The following is a 17,635-nucleotide window of genomic DNA, read 5'->3' as shown; positions in this document are numbered from 1 at the left end:
AAGGCTTTTTGTTATTTACGGCGCCCGCCTAAGCGAACTTAATCGGATGATTAGAAGTTATAAGCGATAGAAGCTTTGAAGTTACGACCGGCTTCGTAGCTGGTGTACTTATCAGAGCCCCAAGAGATACCAAAGCCAGTGTGCTCTGCATATTTCTTATCAAGTAGGTTATCGATACCGATGTTCATCTCTAGGTCTTTAGCAAACGTAGGGGTGTAAGCCGCCCAAATGTTGTGTGTTGCAAAACCAGCACGCTTCACTTGTTCACCATCTTCGTCCATGTAGTCATTACCTGGCACAAAGCGAGAATCCCAACCAAACACAAACTCACTGTTTAGGCTGTAGTTGAAGCCCGCTTTGAAGTTGTGAATGCCTGTTTTGCTCATATGGCTTGTCTTGCCATTCTCTAGATCTTTCTGGTCACCGTCTGAGTATGAGTGGTTAGCGTATACACTCAGAGAATCTAGCTCATAGCTCAATACTGTTTCCACACCCCACACTTCAACATCATACTGGTTTGCTAGTGTTGAGTTGTTCTTGGTTGGGTGCATTTGGTTATCAAGGTTGTAGGTGTAAGCCGTGAAACCTAAGATAGCGTAATCAGCAGCAAGCAGACGTGTCAGCTCGTAATCAAAGCCCGCTTCGTAGTTATTACCCGTCATCGCCTTAGTATCAGACTGGTTAACATCAGGTGCAGCTTTCATCGTTAATGCTTCTGGCAATGATGCACCTTTAAACAGACGACCATAGCCGACACGCAGTTTTAGGTTATCCGTGGTTTGATATTCACCTTTGAATTTCGGAGACAGCTGGTCGAAATCACCATCGTAAACACCACCAAGTTTATGAACGTCGTAACGCAAACCTGTTGTTAAACGGAAATCGCTAAACTCATACATGTCTTGTAGGTAAAGGCCGTAAGCCGTCACCGTACCGCCATCCATGCCGTACTTCTTGGTTTCACCTTGCTTAGAACCGCTTTGGTAAACACCGTCACCCGCGTCAATCCACTGCTCTGCCTTGTAACCATCAAGGCCGTAAGTCAGCTCATGCTCTCCAACCCAAGAGATATTACGGATGTCACCACCAATGGTCGTCACATTGTATTCGCGATCAGGGATAGCAATTGTGCCATCTTTAATCCAGTTACCGTTCGCGTCTTTATCCCAAGCAGTATCAACAAGCGCATCACGCTCCATGTACTGGCGGTTGTAGTAGATATTGGTTTTCAGATGTACCAAATCGCTACCTGCGTCGTATTCGTGCTGCAGAGTCACAGTATCGCGGTTTAGCGAGTGGTAGTTGTGTTCATCATCAGCATACAGAGCACCTGCCTTCTCACCTGACAATTGGCGCTTACCGCCATCGTTGTATCGGTTGAAAGTCAGCTTGAATTCGTTGGCATCATTGGGAATGAAAACAACCTTAGCCAAACCAGATTTCAGCTCGCCCTGCTTAGAGGTTACCGCTTCCTGATCTGGGATATGCAGGTCGCCATCTTCTGAGTAGTTTGCAATACCCATGAACTGCAGCTTGTCGTTCACTTTTGCATACACAGCAACATTGGTTGCGAAACGCTCGTAAGCTGTTTGGTAGCTGGTTTTAACTCGAGCACCAATGCTTTCACCTGGCTTAAGAAGGTCGCTTGGATCTTTAGTCTCGTAGCTAAACGAGCCGTTAATCGCACCTGAACCCGATAGCGCAGAGTTACCGCCGAGTTCAATTTCAGCACGCTTAAGCATCGCAGGGTCAATCGCCTGATCACCCGAGTGGTGGAACAGTTGACCTTCTTGACGTGCACCATCAATGGTCACTACGGCAAATTTGTCTTCCATACCACGTACATACACTTTACGAGAGTAACGTGCGTTTCCGTCTACCGTCACACTTGGCATGGTGTTCAGAACATCTTTGATGTCCGATGCTTGTTTCTTTTCAAGCGTGTCAGAGTTGATTTCAGTTTGAACAAGTTGGTCAAGGGCAGAACCGATAACAACAACGGTTTCTTGTTCGTCAGCAGCAAGCGCTGTAAGTGAAGTTAAGGCAACCGTAACGGCCACTGATAATGCTTTAAGTTTCATATTCTGTTTTTATATTTTATAGATTCGAGTGAGGAGGCGTGAATATTACACAATTTGAATGATAATTCTTATCATTTACATTCTTTACTTACGTTCCCTTACTTTTAATAAAACAGAATTCGATTAGGATGTTCTCGCTGTAAAACTTACTTCGTTTTGCTGCTGAATCTTTGAATAAACCCTTCTTCGTATCACCCCTGAATTAGGTAGCCGTATGTCTCGATCACTTACGGCTTTTTTCATATCAAATCACCGCTGATATAGGGAATTTAACGATTTTCCTGTCAGTTGTGTTGATAGTCATAACACCCATAGCTGACTCATGAGTGCGACTTTCCACGACATGTAACAATGGATTTAACTGAGCAATTGCCAAACTGCAGATACAAAAAATGCCCCTTAAAGGAGCATTTTCTTTATCTCGATACTGAGACTGCACTAACGTAAATATTAGTGCGGTGAGATATTTGAAAGCGACTGGATGTGAACCGTGATCTCTTCGCGATCGTGGTAAAGGTGCTTAGCTTGCATCTTGAACTTCACTTTGTTCTCAATAAGGAACACTTTTAGGTTCTCGATATCCTGTAGTACTTCATCGTAACGGCCTTTCATTGGCAGTTTCAGGTTGAATAGTGCTTCTTGTGCCCAACCTTTGATGATCCACTCCCCCATAAGGTGTGCAACGCGAGCTGGCTTCTCAACCATGTCACAGATAATCCAAGTTACGTTCTTACGGTCTGGTTCGAATTTAAAGCCATCCACCATGTGGTGCTTAATCTGACCCGTTTCCATTAGGCTGTCTGCCATCATGCCGTTATCAACACAGTGAACGAACATCGAACGCTTAACCAGTTGGTAAGTCCAACCGCCTGGACACGCACCCAAATCAACCCCCCACATACCCGGAGCCAGACGCTCATCCCACTCATCACGAGGGATGAATACGTGGAACGCTTCTTCTAGCTTCAATGTAGAACGGCTTGGTGCATCTGATGGGAATTTCAGACGAGGAATACCCATGAAGAACTGCGAGTTGTTCGATGGGTAAGAGTAACCCACAAAGCAGTGACCCGGAGCGATGAAGCACAAGTGCAGTACTGGCTTCTTAGCGTTGTCCTTAGCCGTCATCAAGCCTTTGCCACGCATTGCTTGACGCATTGGCACGGTAAACTTACGGCAGAACTTCAATAGCTCTTTTGCTTCGTTGGTATCTGGCGTTTCAATACGGATATCGCCACAACGTGGGAAGCCTTCTTTCTCAGAAAGTGCCTCAAGAATTGGAGAGATACGGTCATCAGTTGGCAGGTCTTTGATTTCAACTGCTACTGCTAGCATCTGACGAGCAAAGATCAGTGATTGGAAGTCGATCTCTTTGATCAACTTATCTGCTTCACCTGCTTGGTAACATTCAAACAATACAAAGCCTGTATTGTTCTTTAGGCGAGGAAAACCAAACACTTCCAGTTGTGTTGCCTTGTCTTGAATTTCGCCAGCACATTCTTTTTCAAAACCAGAGCGACAATAAAGTAGTACGTGTTTCACTGAGTTACCTCTTTTATATTCAAAGCAGCGAAGGAGAAGACTCCCCAACCAATGATAAATAGTAGACCACCAAACGGTGTTATAGGGCCAAACCATTTTATTCCTGTCAGTGCTAGCCCATAAAGGCTGCCACTAAAACAAAGGATGCCGATGATAAAGCAAATTGCCGCAATGAAAAAATATTTTTGTGATTTAGCGCCAAGTTTCATCTGTAGCAGAGCGCCACACGCCAATATCGCTAGAGTATGGATAAATTGGTACTGAACACCCGTCTCGAACACACCCAAAAGATACTCAGGCAAGATGGCTTTCAAACCGTGTGCAGCAAATGCCCCAAGCATCACAGCGATCGCACCAGAAATGCCTGCGAAAGTGAGTAAATACTTACTTTTCATTGAGCACCTCTTTGATAAACGCAGATAGCTTTTCAACGGTTAACGCGATGTTCTGCTGTTCCGTATAGCCAGAGCTCTTGCGCGGCTTGAAGCTGTGGTCGCCATCGGGAATAAATTCAACTCGAATTGAATCCGACAGATTGAAGTCAGCAAACTCTTCACGCTTACCAAAGGTATCGCGCTCGCCTTGTAAAATAAGACACGGCTTAGTTAACTCAGCGAGATGTTCGCCTTTATATTTCTCTGGTTTACCCGGCGGATGGAAAGGAAAACCCAAACACGCCATCGCAGCCACTTTATCCAACTCAGATAGATGACTCGCCATGCGGCCTCCCATCGACTTACCACCAATCACAAGTTTGTCAGCATCGGTTTGTTCGATGATCTCTTGGTAGGCTTCAAGTAGCTTAGGGGCTCTGTCAGGTGGACGACGCTTGCCATCTTCAGCACGCTTGATCATGTAAGGAAAATTGAAACGAATCACTCGTATCCCTTTAAAGGCCAACCCTTTGGCTACCGACTGCATGAACTCGTGGTCCATGCCAGCACCCGCGCCGTGTGCGAAGATAAAGGTGATTGGGTTGTCTTCACCATCAATAATGATGTTATTCATCCAGCAAGTCCTCTTGTTCACTTTGTGCTTTAGCCAGCATCCAATCACGGAAGGTCGCGATTCTGCCCATGTCCGCTTGTTTCTCGTGACACACGACATAGAAGGCATTCTTACTCACCAACACCTCATCAAACGGCGCTATCAAGCGACCCGCTTCTATTTCAGGTTGTGCGAGAACGTTGTTACCCAATGCAATGCCTTGGCCGTGAGCTGCCGCTTGAAGCACCATGGTTGAGTGACTGAAGATAGGGCCATGGTTCACGTTAACGCCATCGATGCCATTTTGTTTAGCAAACTGTTTCCAATCTTTTCGAGAGGTATCGTGCAATAGCGTATGACATGCTAAATCACTTAGAGATTCTAATGGTTTTGTTCCTAGCAACACTGAAGGAGAACAAAGCGGAATCAAATATTCTTGATACAGCTTGTCGGCTCTTAGCCCCGACCAATTGCCTCGACCATAATAGATAGCAACGTCCACATCATCCGTTAGCGAGCCTTCATCCATATCCACGGCTTTGATTCGTACATCGATATCAGGTTCTTGCTGATTAAAGTCGGCAAGCCTTGGTACTAACCATTGAATGGCGAAACTTGGTGGTAAGCTGATGGTCAATGCACCCTTCTCACTTCGCTCAAGCACTTTGTCAGTGGCTTCTGCGAGTGATGTGAAAATATCTTTGATATCTAAGAAGTAGCTTTGCCCTTCTTCAGTTAGCAACAAAGAACGGTTTCTTCGACGAAAAAGCTTCAAAGATAAGAATTCTTCAAGTGCTTTGATCTGGTGGCTAACCGCCGCTTGAGTAACAAACAACTCTTCTGCAGCACGCGTAAAACTCAAGTGTCGAGCAGCAGCTTCAAACACTCTCAACGAGTTTAATGGGGGTAATCGACGAGACATAGTTACTCTCTAAATAAGCATTAGTTTTTTTTATCTGAAACATTATAATTTGTCCATTGCCTAGCGGCCAGAGAAATTCTATATTTCATTCCGCAGCAGCTAGCCTGAACGGCTTGATTCTCTCTAGAATCAATTGGCTTAGCTCCTGCGATGTTGTGTTTGCAAACTCGTACTTTTCGAGTTGGGTAGAGTTCTACCAAATGTTTTGTTGCAGTTATACCCTGAAACGAGGCATATACTTCCTGTATTTATTTTGACCTGTCTGTCAAATTTGTTTACACCGCCTATACGGCGGTGTTTTTTTATGCCCAGAGAAAAGTAACAACAAGTTTATCAATAGCTGTGCTAATTAATCCTTACTATTTTCTCACTCTAATCACAAAATTTAACGCCCGCTTACGTAAACAATCATACGCATACAAATATAAGCACTTCATTGCGCATTTTGGTAACAACTATCACCTAAACTCTATTTATCACACAGCCTTGTTTTTACGACAAAAGACTGCACGAGTGAGGCAAACCACTTTATCTACGACAGAATAACAATCAACCGATAAATAAAAAGCCGCTTACTTTTCAGTAAGCGGCTTTTCGTATGTGTTCTCAACCGATGTCATGCCGTCAAAGGCTAACTATGGACGGTAAACCTTAACGTTTTTGAAGCCTTGCTCTTGCAAGTAAAGTGCTTGCAGACGACTCATTACGCCACGGTCACAGTACAATAGGTACTCTTTACCTTGGTCAAGGTCACCAAACTGAGTCGCTAGCTTGTAGAAAGGTAGGTGTTTCACTTCAACACCGTCGATTTCTAGTGGGCTTTCATCTTCTTCGTCTGGGCTACGGATATCTAGAACGATAGCGTGGTCAGCAACAGCCTGAACTTGTTCAACTTCAGGTGCTTGCTCTTGGCTCTCTTTCTCAATGTCACGAATATCCATAACACGAGCGTTCTCGATTACTTGATCCAGTACTTCAAAGTTAAACTTAGCTTCTTCTGCTTCTAGTTTACCTTTCTTCGCTTTCACTGTTGGCTTCTTAGAGATAACACCACAGTACTCAGGCATTACTTTCGCGAAGTCTTCCGTACCGATGATACGAGAAAGATCGATGATGTCTTCTTTGTCCCAGTTGATAAGCGGACGAAGGATCAACGTATCCGTCACGTTATCGATATGACGAAGGTTAGTTAGCGTTTGGCTAGAAACCTGACCTAATGCTTCACCTGTTACTAGCGCTTCAATACCAAAACGCTCTGCAACCATACCACCAGCACGCATGAACATACGCTTAAGAACAACGCCCATTTGGCCGTCTTCTACGTTCTCAAGGATTTCAGCAACAACCGGTTCGAAGTCTACAGAGATGAACTTCACTTTTGCTGAAGAACCGTATTTGTTCCATAGGTAGTGAGCCACTTGCTTAACACCAATCTCGTGCGCAGGACCACCAAGATTAAAGAAACAGTAGTGAACCTTAGAACCACGTTTGATGTGCAGGTAACTTGAAACGCCAGAGTCGAAACCACCAGAGATCAAGCTTAGTAGGTCTTCTTGAGTACCAAGAGGGAAACCACCAAGGCCTTTGTGACGAGCCAGTACTTGGTTCAGTTTGTCGTTAGCCACTTCAACCTTAACCGTTACGTCAGGGTTCTTTAGTCGAACTTTCGCTGACTCAACGGCTTGGTTTAGACCGCCGCCTACGTAGCGCTCTAGCTCGATAGACGTAAAGTCATGCTTACCACGACGCTTAGCACGAACAGAGAAAGTCTTGCCTTCAATGTCAGCACGGCTGCGTTCCAGTACTTGCTCGTAAATATCGTGCAAATCTTTGAATTCAGACTGCTGAACTTCAAGAGAGTGGTGAATACCTGGAGTGTGAGTCAGAGCCTCTAACACTTCTGTGTAGTACTGGTCACTCTCAGATGTCACTTCGATATGGTCGCGACGGTTGAATACCGCAACACTTTCACAGCGACGCTGAATAACGTTACGAATGTTGCACTCTAGAATCCTTGTGAAGCGCTTACGCACCGATTCACTTTTTACAAAAATTTCCGGATGGGGCTTAACAATAAATTTCATAGTACTTTCACAACATTAATGTTCAAAATTTTTAAAAGGCTCTTCGCCAAGTAAATTAGAGAATTTACACAGCACTTGAAGCAAGAGTAGATCATATCTAAATCTAAGGGCGCGAATTATACATGAGAAAATGAAACAAGGAAAAGAGTGCTTGCTTGGGCACCAGTAATAAATACGCACCTTATTAAAAATAGCACCTCTGCTCGCTATCGACAGTTTGATGGATGTACAACGCAATGATCAACTAAGAACTAGCGAAAAAACAAAAAGCCCAACCTCATCATAAGGTTGGGCTTTCTAGTTTATTTAATCACTCGATATAACTCAGATCTCGATACTATTGAGAGATAGCAGGGACTTCTTCACTGTATAGCGGCTCGCCCTGCATGATGCTGATCTCTACGCGGCGGTTTAGGCTGCGTTGCCATTCAGTATCATTCGGCTCTACTGGCTCAGTGTCGGCCATGCCACGTACTCTCAAGCGTTGATGAGAGAACCCGCGCACCTTCTCCATCTCTTGAGCAACAGATACTGCTCGCTGAGATGACAGATCCCAATTCGAACGATACAGCTCAGAATCAAGTCTTTGGTTATCGGTGTGCCCTGAGATTCGAACAATACCCGGAACATCTTTCACCAGTTCAGCCACCTGTCTCACCAGAGGTCGGAACTTAGGCTGTAAAAAAGCAGAACCCGATGGGAATGCGCCCTTCTCACGAATTCGAATCACAATCTGCTGACCGAGATTTTCTACCTCAATCGCGCCTTGGTCGATTTCTCTTTCCAACGCCTTCTTGATGCTCTCCATCAAGGTTTCCATCTCTTGCGATTGAGCTTCAGCCTGTTGTTGCTGTTGGTCTGACTCAGAGTTTTGATTGTCATGAGTCGAAACCTCTGGCGACTTGCCTCCGGTCATCTTGCCTTGGTCGCGCATGGTGCCGCCAGCACGCTCAGATTCGCCTTCATGAAATTCCAGCGTCTGCTGAGTAATATCAATGGTTTGCTGCATGATCACATCAATCGGTGTTGGCTCTGGACGACCAGGGCGAAACTCTTGTGCAATGATGCTGGTCCCTTTCGGGATGTCTTTCACTTCTAAGCGGTTTTGTACACCAAACGCAAACTTCATCGAGCCCGCGATCTGTTTGAACTTCAGTACGTCCATCTCAGAGAATGAGAGCAGCAGTACGAAGAAACACATCAGCAGTGACATCAAGTCAGCAAATGTCCCCATCCATTGAGGTAACCCCGGAGGAGGACATTTACATGGATTCTCTTCATCCATCTTAAACTCCTCTTACGCCGGTTCACCATCAATCGTGCGCTTACCTTCGTTGAGGTAGCTCTTGAGGTAACCATCAATAACTCGTGGGTTCTGGCCATCTTGAATCGCTAACACGCCATCCATCACCAAGCGACGGTTAAGTGTCTCTTGGTCACGGCGAAGCGCAAGCTTATCGGCGATTGGAAAGAACACCATGTTCGAAAGAATCGCACCATATAGCGTGGTTAAAAGTGCCACCGCCATCGCAGGGCCGATCGCTTTAGGATCATCCATGTTCGAAAGCATGGCTACTAGGCCAACCAAGGTACCAATCATACCCATCGCAGGGGCAACATCACCGAATGCAGAGAACACTTTCGCACCCTGTTCGTGACGCTCTGTTGTTAATGCGATGTCTTTTTGCAGTGCAGCACGCACCACATCACCATCATGGCCATCCACCAATAAGTCGATGCCTTTTTGCATGAAGCTGTTACTGATTTCCATCTCTTCAAGTGCTAAGAAGCCACCTTTACGAGCAGCGTCTGCCATCTCAACCACTTTCGCGATCAGATCTTCAGGCTCATCGGCTTTAAACATAAATGCTTTGCCGGCAATCTTGGTCGCTCCAAAGAACTGCCCCATGGTGAACTTCATTAGAACAACAAATGTTGAACCACCAACCACGATCAAAATGGATGTCGTGTCATAGAACATCCCGAGGCTTCCACCTAGGATCATTGCCATGATTACAAAGGCAAATCCACCAATCAAACCTATTAGGGTTGCTAAATCCACTGAGCACTCCTCATGCTTTTTTGTAGCTCTATGTCGACGATAATCTTTTTATCGGCAAGACTATAAGATCTTTTAGTAAATTCTTGGCCTAAGTATCACACTTTTGGTTTTTGAATCACAACTATTACCCGCTTTGCTCTTATCAGCCAGTCATAAACTCGATAAAGGTGGGGTTATTCGATGAAAGTGGCTTGAAGCCTCTTAAAAACGAACTTTCTAGCAAAATTTATTGGTTACATTTGACCATATCAGCGGCCTAGGGTAACGTTCGTTCATCTTTCCAAACGCAGATTTATTATGGCTACTAAGAAACCTGAAAATATGAGCTTTGAAGCAGCAATCGAAGAGCTTGATGGCTTGGTTGATCAACTAGAAAATGGTGATCTAGCTTTAGATGATGCGCTGAAAAAATTCGAACGAGGCATCTCCCTCGCTCGTGCCGGTCAAAGTAAACTAAACGATGCTGAACAACGTGTTAGCATCCTACTGCAAAATGATGAAAATGCAGAGCTGAGTGACTTTAACCCACAACCTGAATAACGAATTGTATGAGATCCCCTATGATCGAGACTTTATTGTCTTATCAAGCACGTAATAACGAGCAATTGAACCTTTGGCTTGATCGCCTACCACACCAAAATCAGAATCTTATCAACGCGATGCGTTATGGATTACTTTTAGGCGGTAAACGCGCACGTCCATTTCTTGTCTACATTACAGGGGACATGCTCGGTTGTACCGCTGAAGAGCTCGACACTCCAGCCTCTGCAGTCGAATGTATTCATGCCTATTCTCTGATTCACGATGACCTTCCAGCAATGGACGACGACGAACTGCGTCGTGGCCATCAGACTTGTCACATCAAATACGATGAAGCGACAGCAATTTTAACCGGCGATGCACTACAAACTCTCGCGTTTACTATACTTGCGGAAGGCACATTAAGTGCTGACGGGGAAAGCAATCGCGTTCGAATGATTCAACGCCTAGCTGAAGCCTCTGGTGCTCAAGGTATGTGTATTGGTCAGGCGCTTGATATTGAAGCAGAAAACCGCGCTGTCACACTAGAAGAACTGGAAGAAGTTCACCGTAATAAAACGGGCGCTCTAATGAAGAGTGCAATTCGTTTAGGTGCACTGGCTGCTGGTGAGAAAGCGTTTGAAGTTCTACCTCAATTAGACAAGTACGCCGATGCCATCGGGTTAGCCTTCCAAGTTCAAGACGATATCTTAGATATTACTAGCGACACTGAAACGTTGGGTAAACCACAGGGTTCTGACCAAGATTTGAACAAAAGCACCTACCCTTCTTTGTTAGGTTTAGAGGGCGCTCAAGAAAAAGCGCAAACTCTGCTACAGGAAGCGCTTCAAGCTTTGGCTGCAATCCCATACAATACCCAGTTACTCGAAGAGTTCGCCCGATACGTCATCGAGCGCAAGAACTAAGACAATAAGCGCGCATTACCTATGACTCTTGATATATCAAAGTACCCAACTCTTGCTTTGGCTGATAAGCCAGAGGATTTGCGTCTTCTTCCGAAAGAGACGCTAACACAGCTTTGTGATGAATTACGCACCTATCTTCTTAACTCAGTGAGCCAGTCAAGTGGTCACTTAGCATCAGGCTTAGGTACGGTAGAGCTAACAGTAGCTCTGCACTATGTGTACAACACGCCTTTTGACCAATTGGTTTGGGATGTTGGCCACCAAGCATACCCGCACAAAATTCTTACTGGTCGTCGTGACCGCTTGTCGACTATCCGTCAAAAAGATGGTCTGCACCCATTCCCATGGCGTGAAGAAAGCGAATACGACACGCTTTCTGTTGGTCACTCTTCAACATCGATCAGTGCTGCTCTCGGCATGGCAATCAGTGCCAAAAAAGAAGGCAAGAATCGTAAAGTCGTGAGTGTGATTGGTGACGGCGCGATTACCGCAGGTATGGCTTTCGAAGCTATGAACCACGCGGGCGATATTCACAATGACATGCTGGTTATCCTTAACGATAACGAGATGTCGATCTCTGAAAACGTAGGTGCTCTGAACAACCACCTAGCTCAAGTTCTTTCTGGCAGTCTTTACACGTCTATTCGTGAGGGCGGCAAGAAAGTGCTATCTGGCGTTCCGCCGATTAAAGAGCTAGTTCGTCGTACAGAGGAACACCTAAAAGGCATGGTTGTCCCTGGCACCATGTTTGAAGAGTTAGGCTTTAACTACATTGGCCCGGTTGACGGTCACGATGTGAATGAGCTGATTAAAACGCTTAAGAACATGAGAGACCTTAAAGGCCCTCAGTTCCTGCATATCATGACCAAGAAGGGCAAAGGCTACGAGCCAGCAGAGAAAGATCCAATTGGCTACCACGGTGTACCTAAGTTCGATCCTGCACACTCAAGTCTGCCTAAGAGCACCAGCTCTAAACCAACTTTCTCTAAGATTTTTGGCGACTTCCTATGTGATATGGCCGCGCAAGATCCTAAGCTAATGGCGATCACGCCAGCAATGCGTGAAGGTTCTGGCATGGTGCGTTTCTCGAAAGAATACCCAGAGCAATACTTCGATGTTGCGATTGCAGAGCAACACGCTGTGACGCTAGCAACCGGTATGGCGATTGCGGATGATAAGCCGATTGTGGCTATCTACTCGACGTTCTTACAACGTGGCTACGATCAACTGATCCACGATGTGGCTATCATGGATCTACCGGTTATGTTCGCAATTGACCGTGCAGGTCTTGTGGGCGCCGATGGTCAAACTCACCAAGGTGCGTTCGATCTAAGCTTCATGCGCTGTATTCCAAACATGGTGATCATGGCACCAAGTGACGAAAACGAATGTCGCCAAATGCTATACACAGGCCACCAACACACAGGTCCAAGTGCTGTTCGTTACCCTCGTGGTAATGGCATGGGTACTGAGATCCAAAGTGAGTTTACTGCGCTCGAGATTGGTAAAGGTCGTATCGTTCGAGAAAGTACGAAAGCAAAAGATGGCTCGAAAGTCGCAATCTTAAGCTTCGGTACCTTCCTAGAAAGTGCACTTCAAACCGCTGACGCTATTGATGCGACGGTTGCAGATATGCGTTTTGTGAAGCCGCTAGACGAAGCTCTGATCAAACAACTTGCTGCTGACCACGATGTACTGGTTACTATCGAAGAAAACGCCATCGCAGGTGGTGCGGGTTCGGGTGTGATTGAATTCTTGATGCAAGAGAAGCTGCTAATGCCAGTATTGAACCTTGGCCTTCCAGACAAGTTTATTGCTCAAGGTACTCAAGGCGAACTGCATAAAGAGCTTGGCTTAGATGCGAAAGGTATTGAGAAGTCTATCTCTGACTACCTTGCCAAATAGCTTTCGCAAGCAAACAGCATAAGCTACGAAACAAAAAAGGTTGGCCCTAGGGTCAACCTTTTTAGTATCTGCTAACTGATAAACTATTCGTTGTTTAGCTGTTTAGCTGTTTAGCTGTTTAGCTTAGTAATTAATAGCAATTAAGCCTACTTAGCAACAAGGCTTAAGCACTGGTGCATCATAGTTCTCTGGTTCATCAGAGTAGATAGCCACATTGAAGTTCTCAACTAAGCCAGTCTCTTCAACACACTGCTCTTGGAAAAACTGTTGAATCTCTCGACGTTGGCAATGCGCTTCAAACGCTTCGTTATCCGCCCAGATTTCGTTGAAAGCAATAGGGAAACTCTGGCCTTCAGCAAACGGGCTCTGAATGTGACGAGTCACTGTGTATTGAATACAACCATCTTCACGCAGCGTGTTTGGCTCTAGTGATTTTAAAACCTCGAACAACTCGTTCAGTTTGCCTTCTTTTGGCTGAAATTGAGCGATGCAGTAAACCTTCTTAGACATTGTAATTCCTTGTTTTTTTTACTTTAGACTTAAGCCGTTATATCTAAATCTTTATAGCAAATACAGCCTAGCTCTTAAACTAGCCAACCTGCAAAATGCGCCACGGCATACAGCGAAATCGCCGCCATAATACCCGCTACGATATCATCAATCATGATACCTAAGCCGCCATGAACTCGAGCGTCTAACCAGCCAATTGGCCAAGGCTTTACCATGTCGAAGAAACGGAATAGCACAAAGCCAGTTAATAGCCATTTCCAATCATCAGCAGGGATATTCAACATTGGCACTAGGGCCATTGTGATCCAAAAGCCTGCGAACTCATCCCATACGATAGACCCGTGATCGTGAACCCCCATATCATCAGACGTCACTTGGCAGATCTTGATACCAATAATGCAGCTGACCACCACGATGGCAACATAAGCCGGGAAAGGTAATTGAACCAACAATAAGTACAATGGAATAGACGCAAGCGTGCCCATTGTTCCGGGAATAATAGGCGATAAGCCACTGCCAAAACCCGTTGCTAATAAGTGCCAAGGGTTTTTAAGAGAGATTGCAGATAGTGGGTTTGTCATCAATTAACCTTAAAGTGATCGTAACCAGTTAAGCTCCAACTTAATGGTTCACCATTATTGTGTAATTCAAAATATTCTACAGGTCTTATCTGGCCAATGCAGGTGACTTTTGTTCCAGTGTGTGACAAAGCACTTTCCAGTGAACCTTTATTTTCTTCCGGCACCGTAAAGCAAAGTTCGTACTCTTCGCCGCTGGTAAGCGCGTACTGCTGCGCTGCAGTAATATCAGGTGCAAACTGGCGTAACTCTTGAGAGATAGGCAACGTGCTCACATCAATGCTTGCGCCGACTTCTGAACGCTTCAGGATATGCTTTAGGTCAGCAATCACACCGTCAGAGATATCAATCGCAGACGAAGCAAGGTTCACCAGCGCCTGCCCTGCTAGCACTCGTGGAGAGCTTATATAGTGCCTCTCTTCAAGCTCAAGAGCGTAAGGCTTAGCTTTGTTCTGTTCAGGGTTCAATAACACCTCTAGCCCAGCTTTGCTATCACCCAGATTGCCGGTTACGTAAATCCAATCACCAACCTTCGCGCCATCTCTGCGTAGTGCTCGACCTTCAGGAACAAAGCCTTGCACGGTAAGCGTCAAGCTCAGAGGGCCTTTGGTAGTGTCACCACCAATCAGTTGGATACCAAAATAGTCAGCCAGTTTAAAAAATGAATCACAAAATGGGGCAAGCCACGTTTCATCAACTTCCGGCATGGTTAACGCAAATGAAACCCATGCGGGTGTCGCGCCCATAGCCGCAAGGTCACTGATGTTAGACGCCAAAGCCTTGTGTGCAACCCAGGCCGGGTTCGCTTCCGCTAAGAAGTGAGTGCCCGCGACTAAGGTGTCGGTGCTGATCGCAATCTCAACATTGCTCGGTGCTTTAACCAAAGCACAATCATCGCCAGCTGCCAGATATACGTCTTTACGTTGTGGTTGTCGATTTACAAAATATTTTTCAATCAGGTTAAATTCGCCAGACATCACATGCCCTATCTTTAGTCTTCATACAAATCTCCATAATTATTGGTATTACAGAAATTTAGTTACAAAAAAGGCCAGCATGATAGCTGACCTTTAGATTCAATATACGAACGTCTTATTTCTTACGAACGTGCGGTGCAGCTTTATCAAGCACACCGTTAACAAACTTATGGCTGTCTTCTGCTGCGAATACTTTCGCAAGCTCGATAGCTTCGTTGATAACCACTTTGTATGGTACATCTTCGCGACGAGTCATCTCGTACATAGCTAAACGTAGAAGCGCTAGTTCCATCAGATCCAGATCTTGCATAGGGCGAGATACGAATGGACGAAGCTTGCTATCAAGTTCCATGTGGCTAAGAGCAACACCAGTTAGCAGGTCGCGGAAGTATGCAACGTCTGTTTCTGGCATAGCAAGTGCAGGTTCTGCAGCATGATGCTCTTCTTCATCATACTTACCACCAGATAAGAACTGTTCTTCAACGGTAGCAATATTTTCTTTAGTAATTTGCCAAGAATAAATTGCTTGTAGAGCAAATTGACGTGCGTTACGACGTGCGGCTGGTTTCACACTGGCCCCCATTAGGAATCGATTTCAGAAAGAACGTTGATCATCTCAAGTGCGCTAAGTGCAGCTTCTGCACCCTTATTACCAGCCTTGGTTCCTGCGCGTTCAATAGCTTGATCGATCGTATCAACAGTTAGCACACCGAATGCTACTGGAAGAGAGTATTCCAGAGAAACTTGTGCCAAACCTTTATTACATTCACTACAAACATAGTCAAAATGAGGCGTACCGCCACGAATTACTGTACCAAGAGATACAATCGCATCGAACTTACCTGTTTTTGCAACGCGCTGCGCTACAAGTGGAAGTTCAACTGCACCAGGGCAACGAACAACAGTGATGTTGTCTTCGCTTACTTGTCCGTGACGCTTTAAAGTATCGATTGCACCAGAAAGTAAACTTTCGTTAATAAAACTGTTGAAACGAGCAATAACGATAGCAATTTTTGCATTTGGCGCTGGGAAGCCACCCTCGATCACTTTCATAAGCCTTCCTTTAACTATTTTCATCAAGTGAGAATCGCCGGATTCTAGCACAAAACTGTGAGCAATATCTAATGCTAATTTAGCAGAACAGACACCGGAGATGTAAAGATGATAACGCAGCGCTGCTCCCAACCGTATAGGAACAACAAGTCGCCAAGCATCTGCATTTAACGCACGAAAAATTAAGCTTAGCGACTGTGCTCTTTTGGTCTAATTCGTCACCAAAAGAGCAATCAGAGTCATCATTGATTGTGTTGCTACAAATTAATCTGTGAGTGCTTACTCACAAACGTATTCAACCACGTTCAGACCGAAACCACCTAGTGCGTGGTAACGCTTAGTGCTTGAAGACAATAGACGCATATCATGAACGCCAAGGTCTTGTAGAATCTGAGAACCTACGCCAACACGACGCGAAGTACCCTGCTTCTTAGCCATCGTTGGCTGTTCGTTCTTATCTTGAGCTTCGAACGTCTTCACTTTGTGGATCAGAGAGTCAGACGACTCTTCGTTGCCAAGAATCACCAACACACCGCCTTCGTCGCCAATGCGCTTCATCGCTTTATCTAACGACCAGCTACGCTCAGTGCCACGATCAGAATGAAGCAGATCGGTGAACGTATCATGTAGATGAACACGCACTAAAGGAGCACCATTAGATAGGTCGCCTTTTTGCATCGCGTAGTGGATCTGGTTATCAATCGTGTCGCGGTAAGTCACCAACTCAAAATCACCAAATTCAGTCGGTAGGTGACATTGTGCAACACGCTCAATAGTTGTTTCTGTATTGTTGCGGTATTCAATCAGGTCAGCGATGGTACCTAGCTTGATATCATGCTTTTCAGCAAACACTTCAAGATCAGGGCGACGCGCCATAGTGCCGTCATCATTTAGGATCTCAACGATGACTGATGCTGGCTCACAGCCTGCTAGACGAGCTAAATCACAACCTGCCTCTGTGTGACCAGCGCGAGTTAGAACACCACCGTCTTGCGCTGTTAGCGGGAAGATATGACCTGGTTGTACAAGGTCAGCCGCTTTTGCATCTTTCGCCACTGCAGCTTGAACTGTAACCGCGCGATCTGATGCTGAAATACCGGTCGTTACACCCTCTGCCGCTTCAATCGAAACCGTAAAGTTCGTGGTGTACTGAGCGTTGTTGTCTTGAACCATAGGCGCAAGACCCATGCGGCTTGAGCGCTCTTTGGTCAGCGTTAGACAGATTAAACCACGGCCGTACATCGCCATGAAGTTAATCGCTTCTGGCGTAACATGTTCTGCTGCCATGATCAGATCGCCTTCATTTTCGCGATCTTCATCATCCATCAGGATAACCATTTTTCCTAGGCGAATGTCTTCAATAATTTCTTGAGGAGTACTAATTGGCATTGTTCTATATCCTTTGAAATGGTTCTGCTTCCTAGAACCGACACTATTTAAACCTGATGATATTGCTTCGCTTTACAAAGTGATGCTTAACGCACTTTGT

At 45.4% G+C, this 17,635-nt stretch carries 17 protein-coding genes; 3 read left to right on the top strand and 14 right to left on the bottom strand.

The features are described from left to right. Positions 1–50 precede the first annotated feature (50 nt). The 8 genes from L1D37_RS15230 to pomA form a co-directional block, all read right to left on the bottom strand. The gene (locus tag L1D37_RS15230) at positions 51–2,081 is read right to left on the bottom strand and encodes a TonB-dependent receptor (protein ID WP_239848382.1); all 2,031 of its coding nucleotides are present in this window, start codon (positions 2,079–2,081) and stop codon (positions 51–53) included. Positions 2,082–2,531: 450 nt separating this feature from the next. Beyond that, positions 2,532–3,623 (bottom strand): 23S rRNA (cytidine(2498)-2'-O)-methyltransferase RlmM, encoded by a 1,092-nt coding sequence (gene rlmM, locus L1D37_RS15225; protein ID WP_086715245.1) that lies wholly within the window; start codon positions 3,621–3,623, stop codon positions 2,532–2,534. Beyond that, complete coding sequence (locus L1D37_RS15220; protein WP_017632369.1) at positions 3,620–4,018, bottom strand: DUF423 domain-containing protein; 399 nt, start codon at positions 4,016–4,018, stop codon at positions 3,620–3,622. The genes rlmM and L1D37_RS15220 overlap by 4 nt, the downstream gene beginning before the upstream one ends. Then, entirely contained in the window at positions 4,008–4,631 is a 624-nt protein-coding gene (locus tag L1D37_RS15215; protein WP_239848381.1) for an alpha/beta fold hydrolase, read from the bottom strand. The genes L1D37_RS15220 and L1D37_RS15215 overlap by 11 nt, the downstream gene beginning before the upstream one ends. Further along, on the bottom strand, positions 4,624–5,532 hold the full coding sequence (locus L1D37_RS15210) for a transcriptional regulator GcvA (RefSeq protein ID WP_017080068.1): 909 nt from the start codon (positions 5,530–5,532) through the stop codon (positions 4,624–4,626). Before L1D37_RS15210 ends, L1D37_RS15215 begins: the two co-directional genes overlap by 8 nt. Positions 5,533–6,167: 635 nt before the next feature. Further along, positions 6,168–7,616, bottom strand: coding sequence for a tRNA uracil 4-sulfurtransferase ThiI (thiI, locus tag L1D37_RS15205; protein ID WP_239848380.1), 1,449 nt, complete (start codon positions 7,614–7,616; stop codon positions 6,168–6,170). A gap of 337 nt (positions 7,617–7,953) precedes the next feature. Continuing rightward, a complete protein-coding gene (locus L1D37_RS15200) occupies positions 7,954–8,901 on the bottom strand; it encodes a flagellar motor protein MotB (protein WP_017633412.1) in 948 nt (315 codons plus the stop codon). A gap of 12 nt (positions 8,902–8,913) precedes the next feature. Next, the gene (gene pomA, locus L1D37_RS15195) at positions 8,914–9,678 is read right to left on the bottom strand and encodes a flagellar motor protein PomA (protein WP_004734406.1); all 765 of its coding nucleotides are present in this window, start codon (positions 9,676–9,678) and stop codon (positions 8,914–8,916) included. Between the two features lie 297 nt (positions 9,679–9,975). On the opposite strand from pomA, the gene xseB reads away from it, so the two are divergent. Genes xseB through dxs form a run of 3 tightly spaced genes read left to right on the top strand, consistent with a single transcriptional unit; the run spans position 9,976 to position 13,028 of the window. Continuing rightward, positions 9,976–10,218 (top strand): exodeoxyribonuclease VII small subunit, encoded by a 243-nt coding sequence (gene xseB, locus L1D37_RS15190; RefSeq protein ID WP_004734405.1) that lies wholly within the window; start codon positions 9,976–9,978, stop codon positions 10,216–10,218. 20 nt (positions 10,219–10,238) lie between these two features. Then, positions 10,239–11,123: a (2E,6E)-farnesyl diphosphate synthase gene (gene ispA, locus L1D37_RS15185; protein ID WP_239848379.1), complete on the top strand. Its 885-nt coding sequence runs from the start codon at positions 10,239–10,241 to the stop codon at positions 11,121–11,123. Positions 11,124–11,144: 21 nt separating this feature from the next. Beyond that, positions 11,145–13,028, top strand: a complete 1,884-nt coding sequence (dxs, locus tag L1D37_RS15180) for a 1-deoxy-D-xylulose-5-phosphate synthase (RefSeq protein ID WP_239848378.1) — start codon at positions 11,145–11,147, stop codon at positions 13,026–13,028. A 150-nt stretch (positions 13,029–13,178) separates the two neighbouring features. Here dxs and L1D37_RS15175 read toward each other — a convergent pair whose 3' ends face one another. The 6 genes from L1D37_RS15175 to ribBA all read right to left on the bottom strand — a co-directional run bounded on the left by L1D37_RS15175 (position 13,179) and on the right by ribBA (position 17,535). After that, positions 13,179–13,538: a putative quinol monooxygenase gene (locus tag L1D37_RS15175; RefSeq protein ID WP_102437309.1), complete on the bottom strand. Its 360-nt coding sequence runs from the start codon at positions 13,536–13,538 to the stop codon at positions 13,179–13,181. Positions 13,539–13,612: 74 nt separating this feature from the next. Beyond that, positions 13,613–14,119, bottom strand: coding sequence for a phosphatidylglycerophosphatase A (gene pgpA / locus L1D37_RS15170; protein ID WP_239828699.1), 507 nt, complete (start codon positions 14,117–14,119; stop codon positions 13,613–13,615). Then, positions 14,119–15,093, bottom strand: coding sequence for a thiamine-phosphate kinase (gene thiL, locus L1D37_RS15165; RefSeq protein ID WP_239848377.1), 975 nt, complete (start codon positions 15,091–15,093; stop codon positions 14,119–14,121). The genes pgpA and thiL overlap by 1 nt, the downstream gene beginning before the upstream one ends. A 115-nt stretch (positions 15,094–15,208) precedes the next feature. Further along, positions 15,209–15,676, bottom strand: a complete 468-nt coding sequence (gene nusB / locus L1D37_RS15160) for a transcription antitermination factor NusB (protein ID WP_004734399.1) — start codon at positions 15,674–15,676, stop codon at positions 15,209–15,211. Next, on the bottom strand, positions 15,676–16,146 hold the full coding sequence (ribE, locus tag L1D37_RS15155) for a 6,7-dimethyl-8-ribityllumazine synthase (RefSeq protein ID WP_004741508.1): 471 nt from the start codon (positions 16,144–16,146) through the stop codon (positions 15,676–15,678). The genes nusB and ribE overlap by 1 nt, the downstream gene beginning before the upstream one ends. 279 nt (positions 16,147–16,425) lie before the next feature. Beyond that, complete coding sequence (gene ribBA, locus L1D37_RS15150; RefSeq protein WP_176680330.1) at positions 16,426–17,535, bottom strand: bifunctional 3,4-dihydroxy-2-butanone-4-phosphate synthase/GTP cyclohydrolase II; 1,110 nt, start codon at positions 17,533–17,535, stop codon at positions 16,426–16,428. Positions 17,536–17,635 lie beyond the last annotated feature (100 nt).

Origin of the sequence: Vibrio sp. Isolate33 (assembly GCF_022397895.1) — a bacterium.
GTDB classification, from domain to species: Bacteria; Pseudomonadota; Gammaproteobacteria; order Enterobacterales; family Vibrionaceae; genus Vibrio; species Vibrio pomeroyi.
Note: the sequence above shows the minus strand (reverse complement) of the source record. Positions and strands in the feature narration are given on the sequence as shown.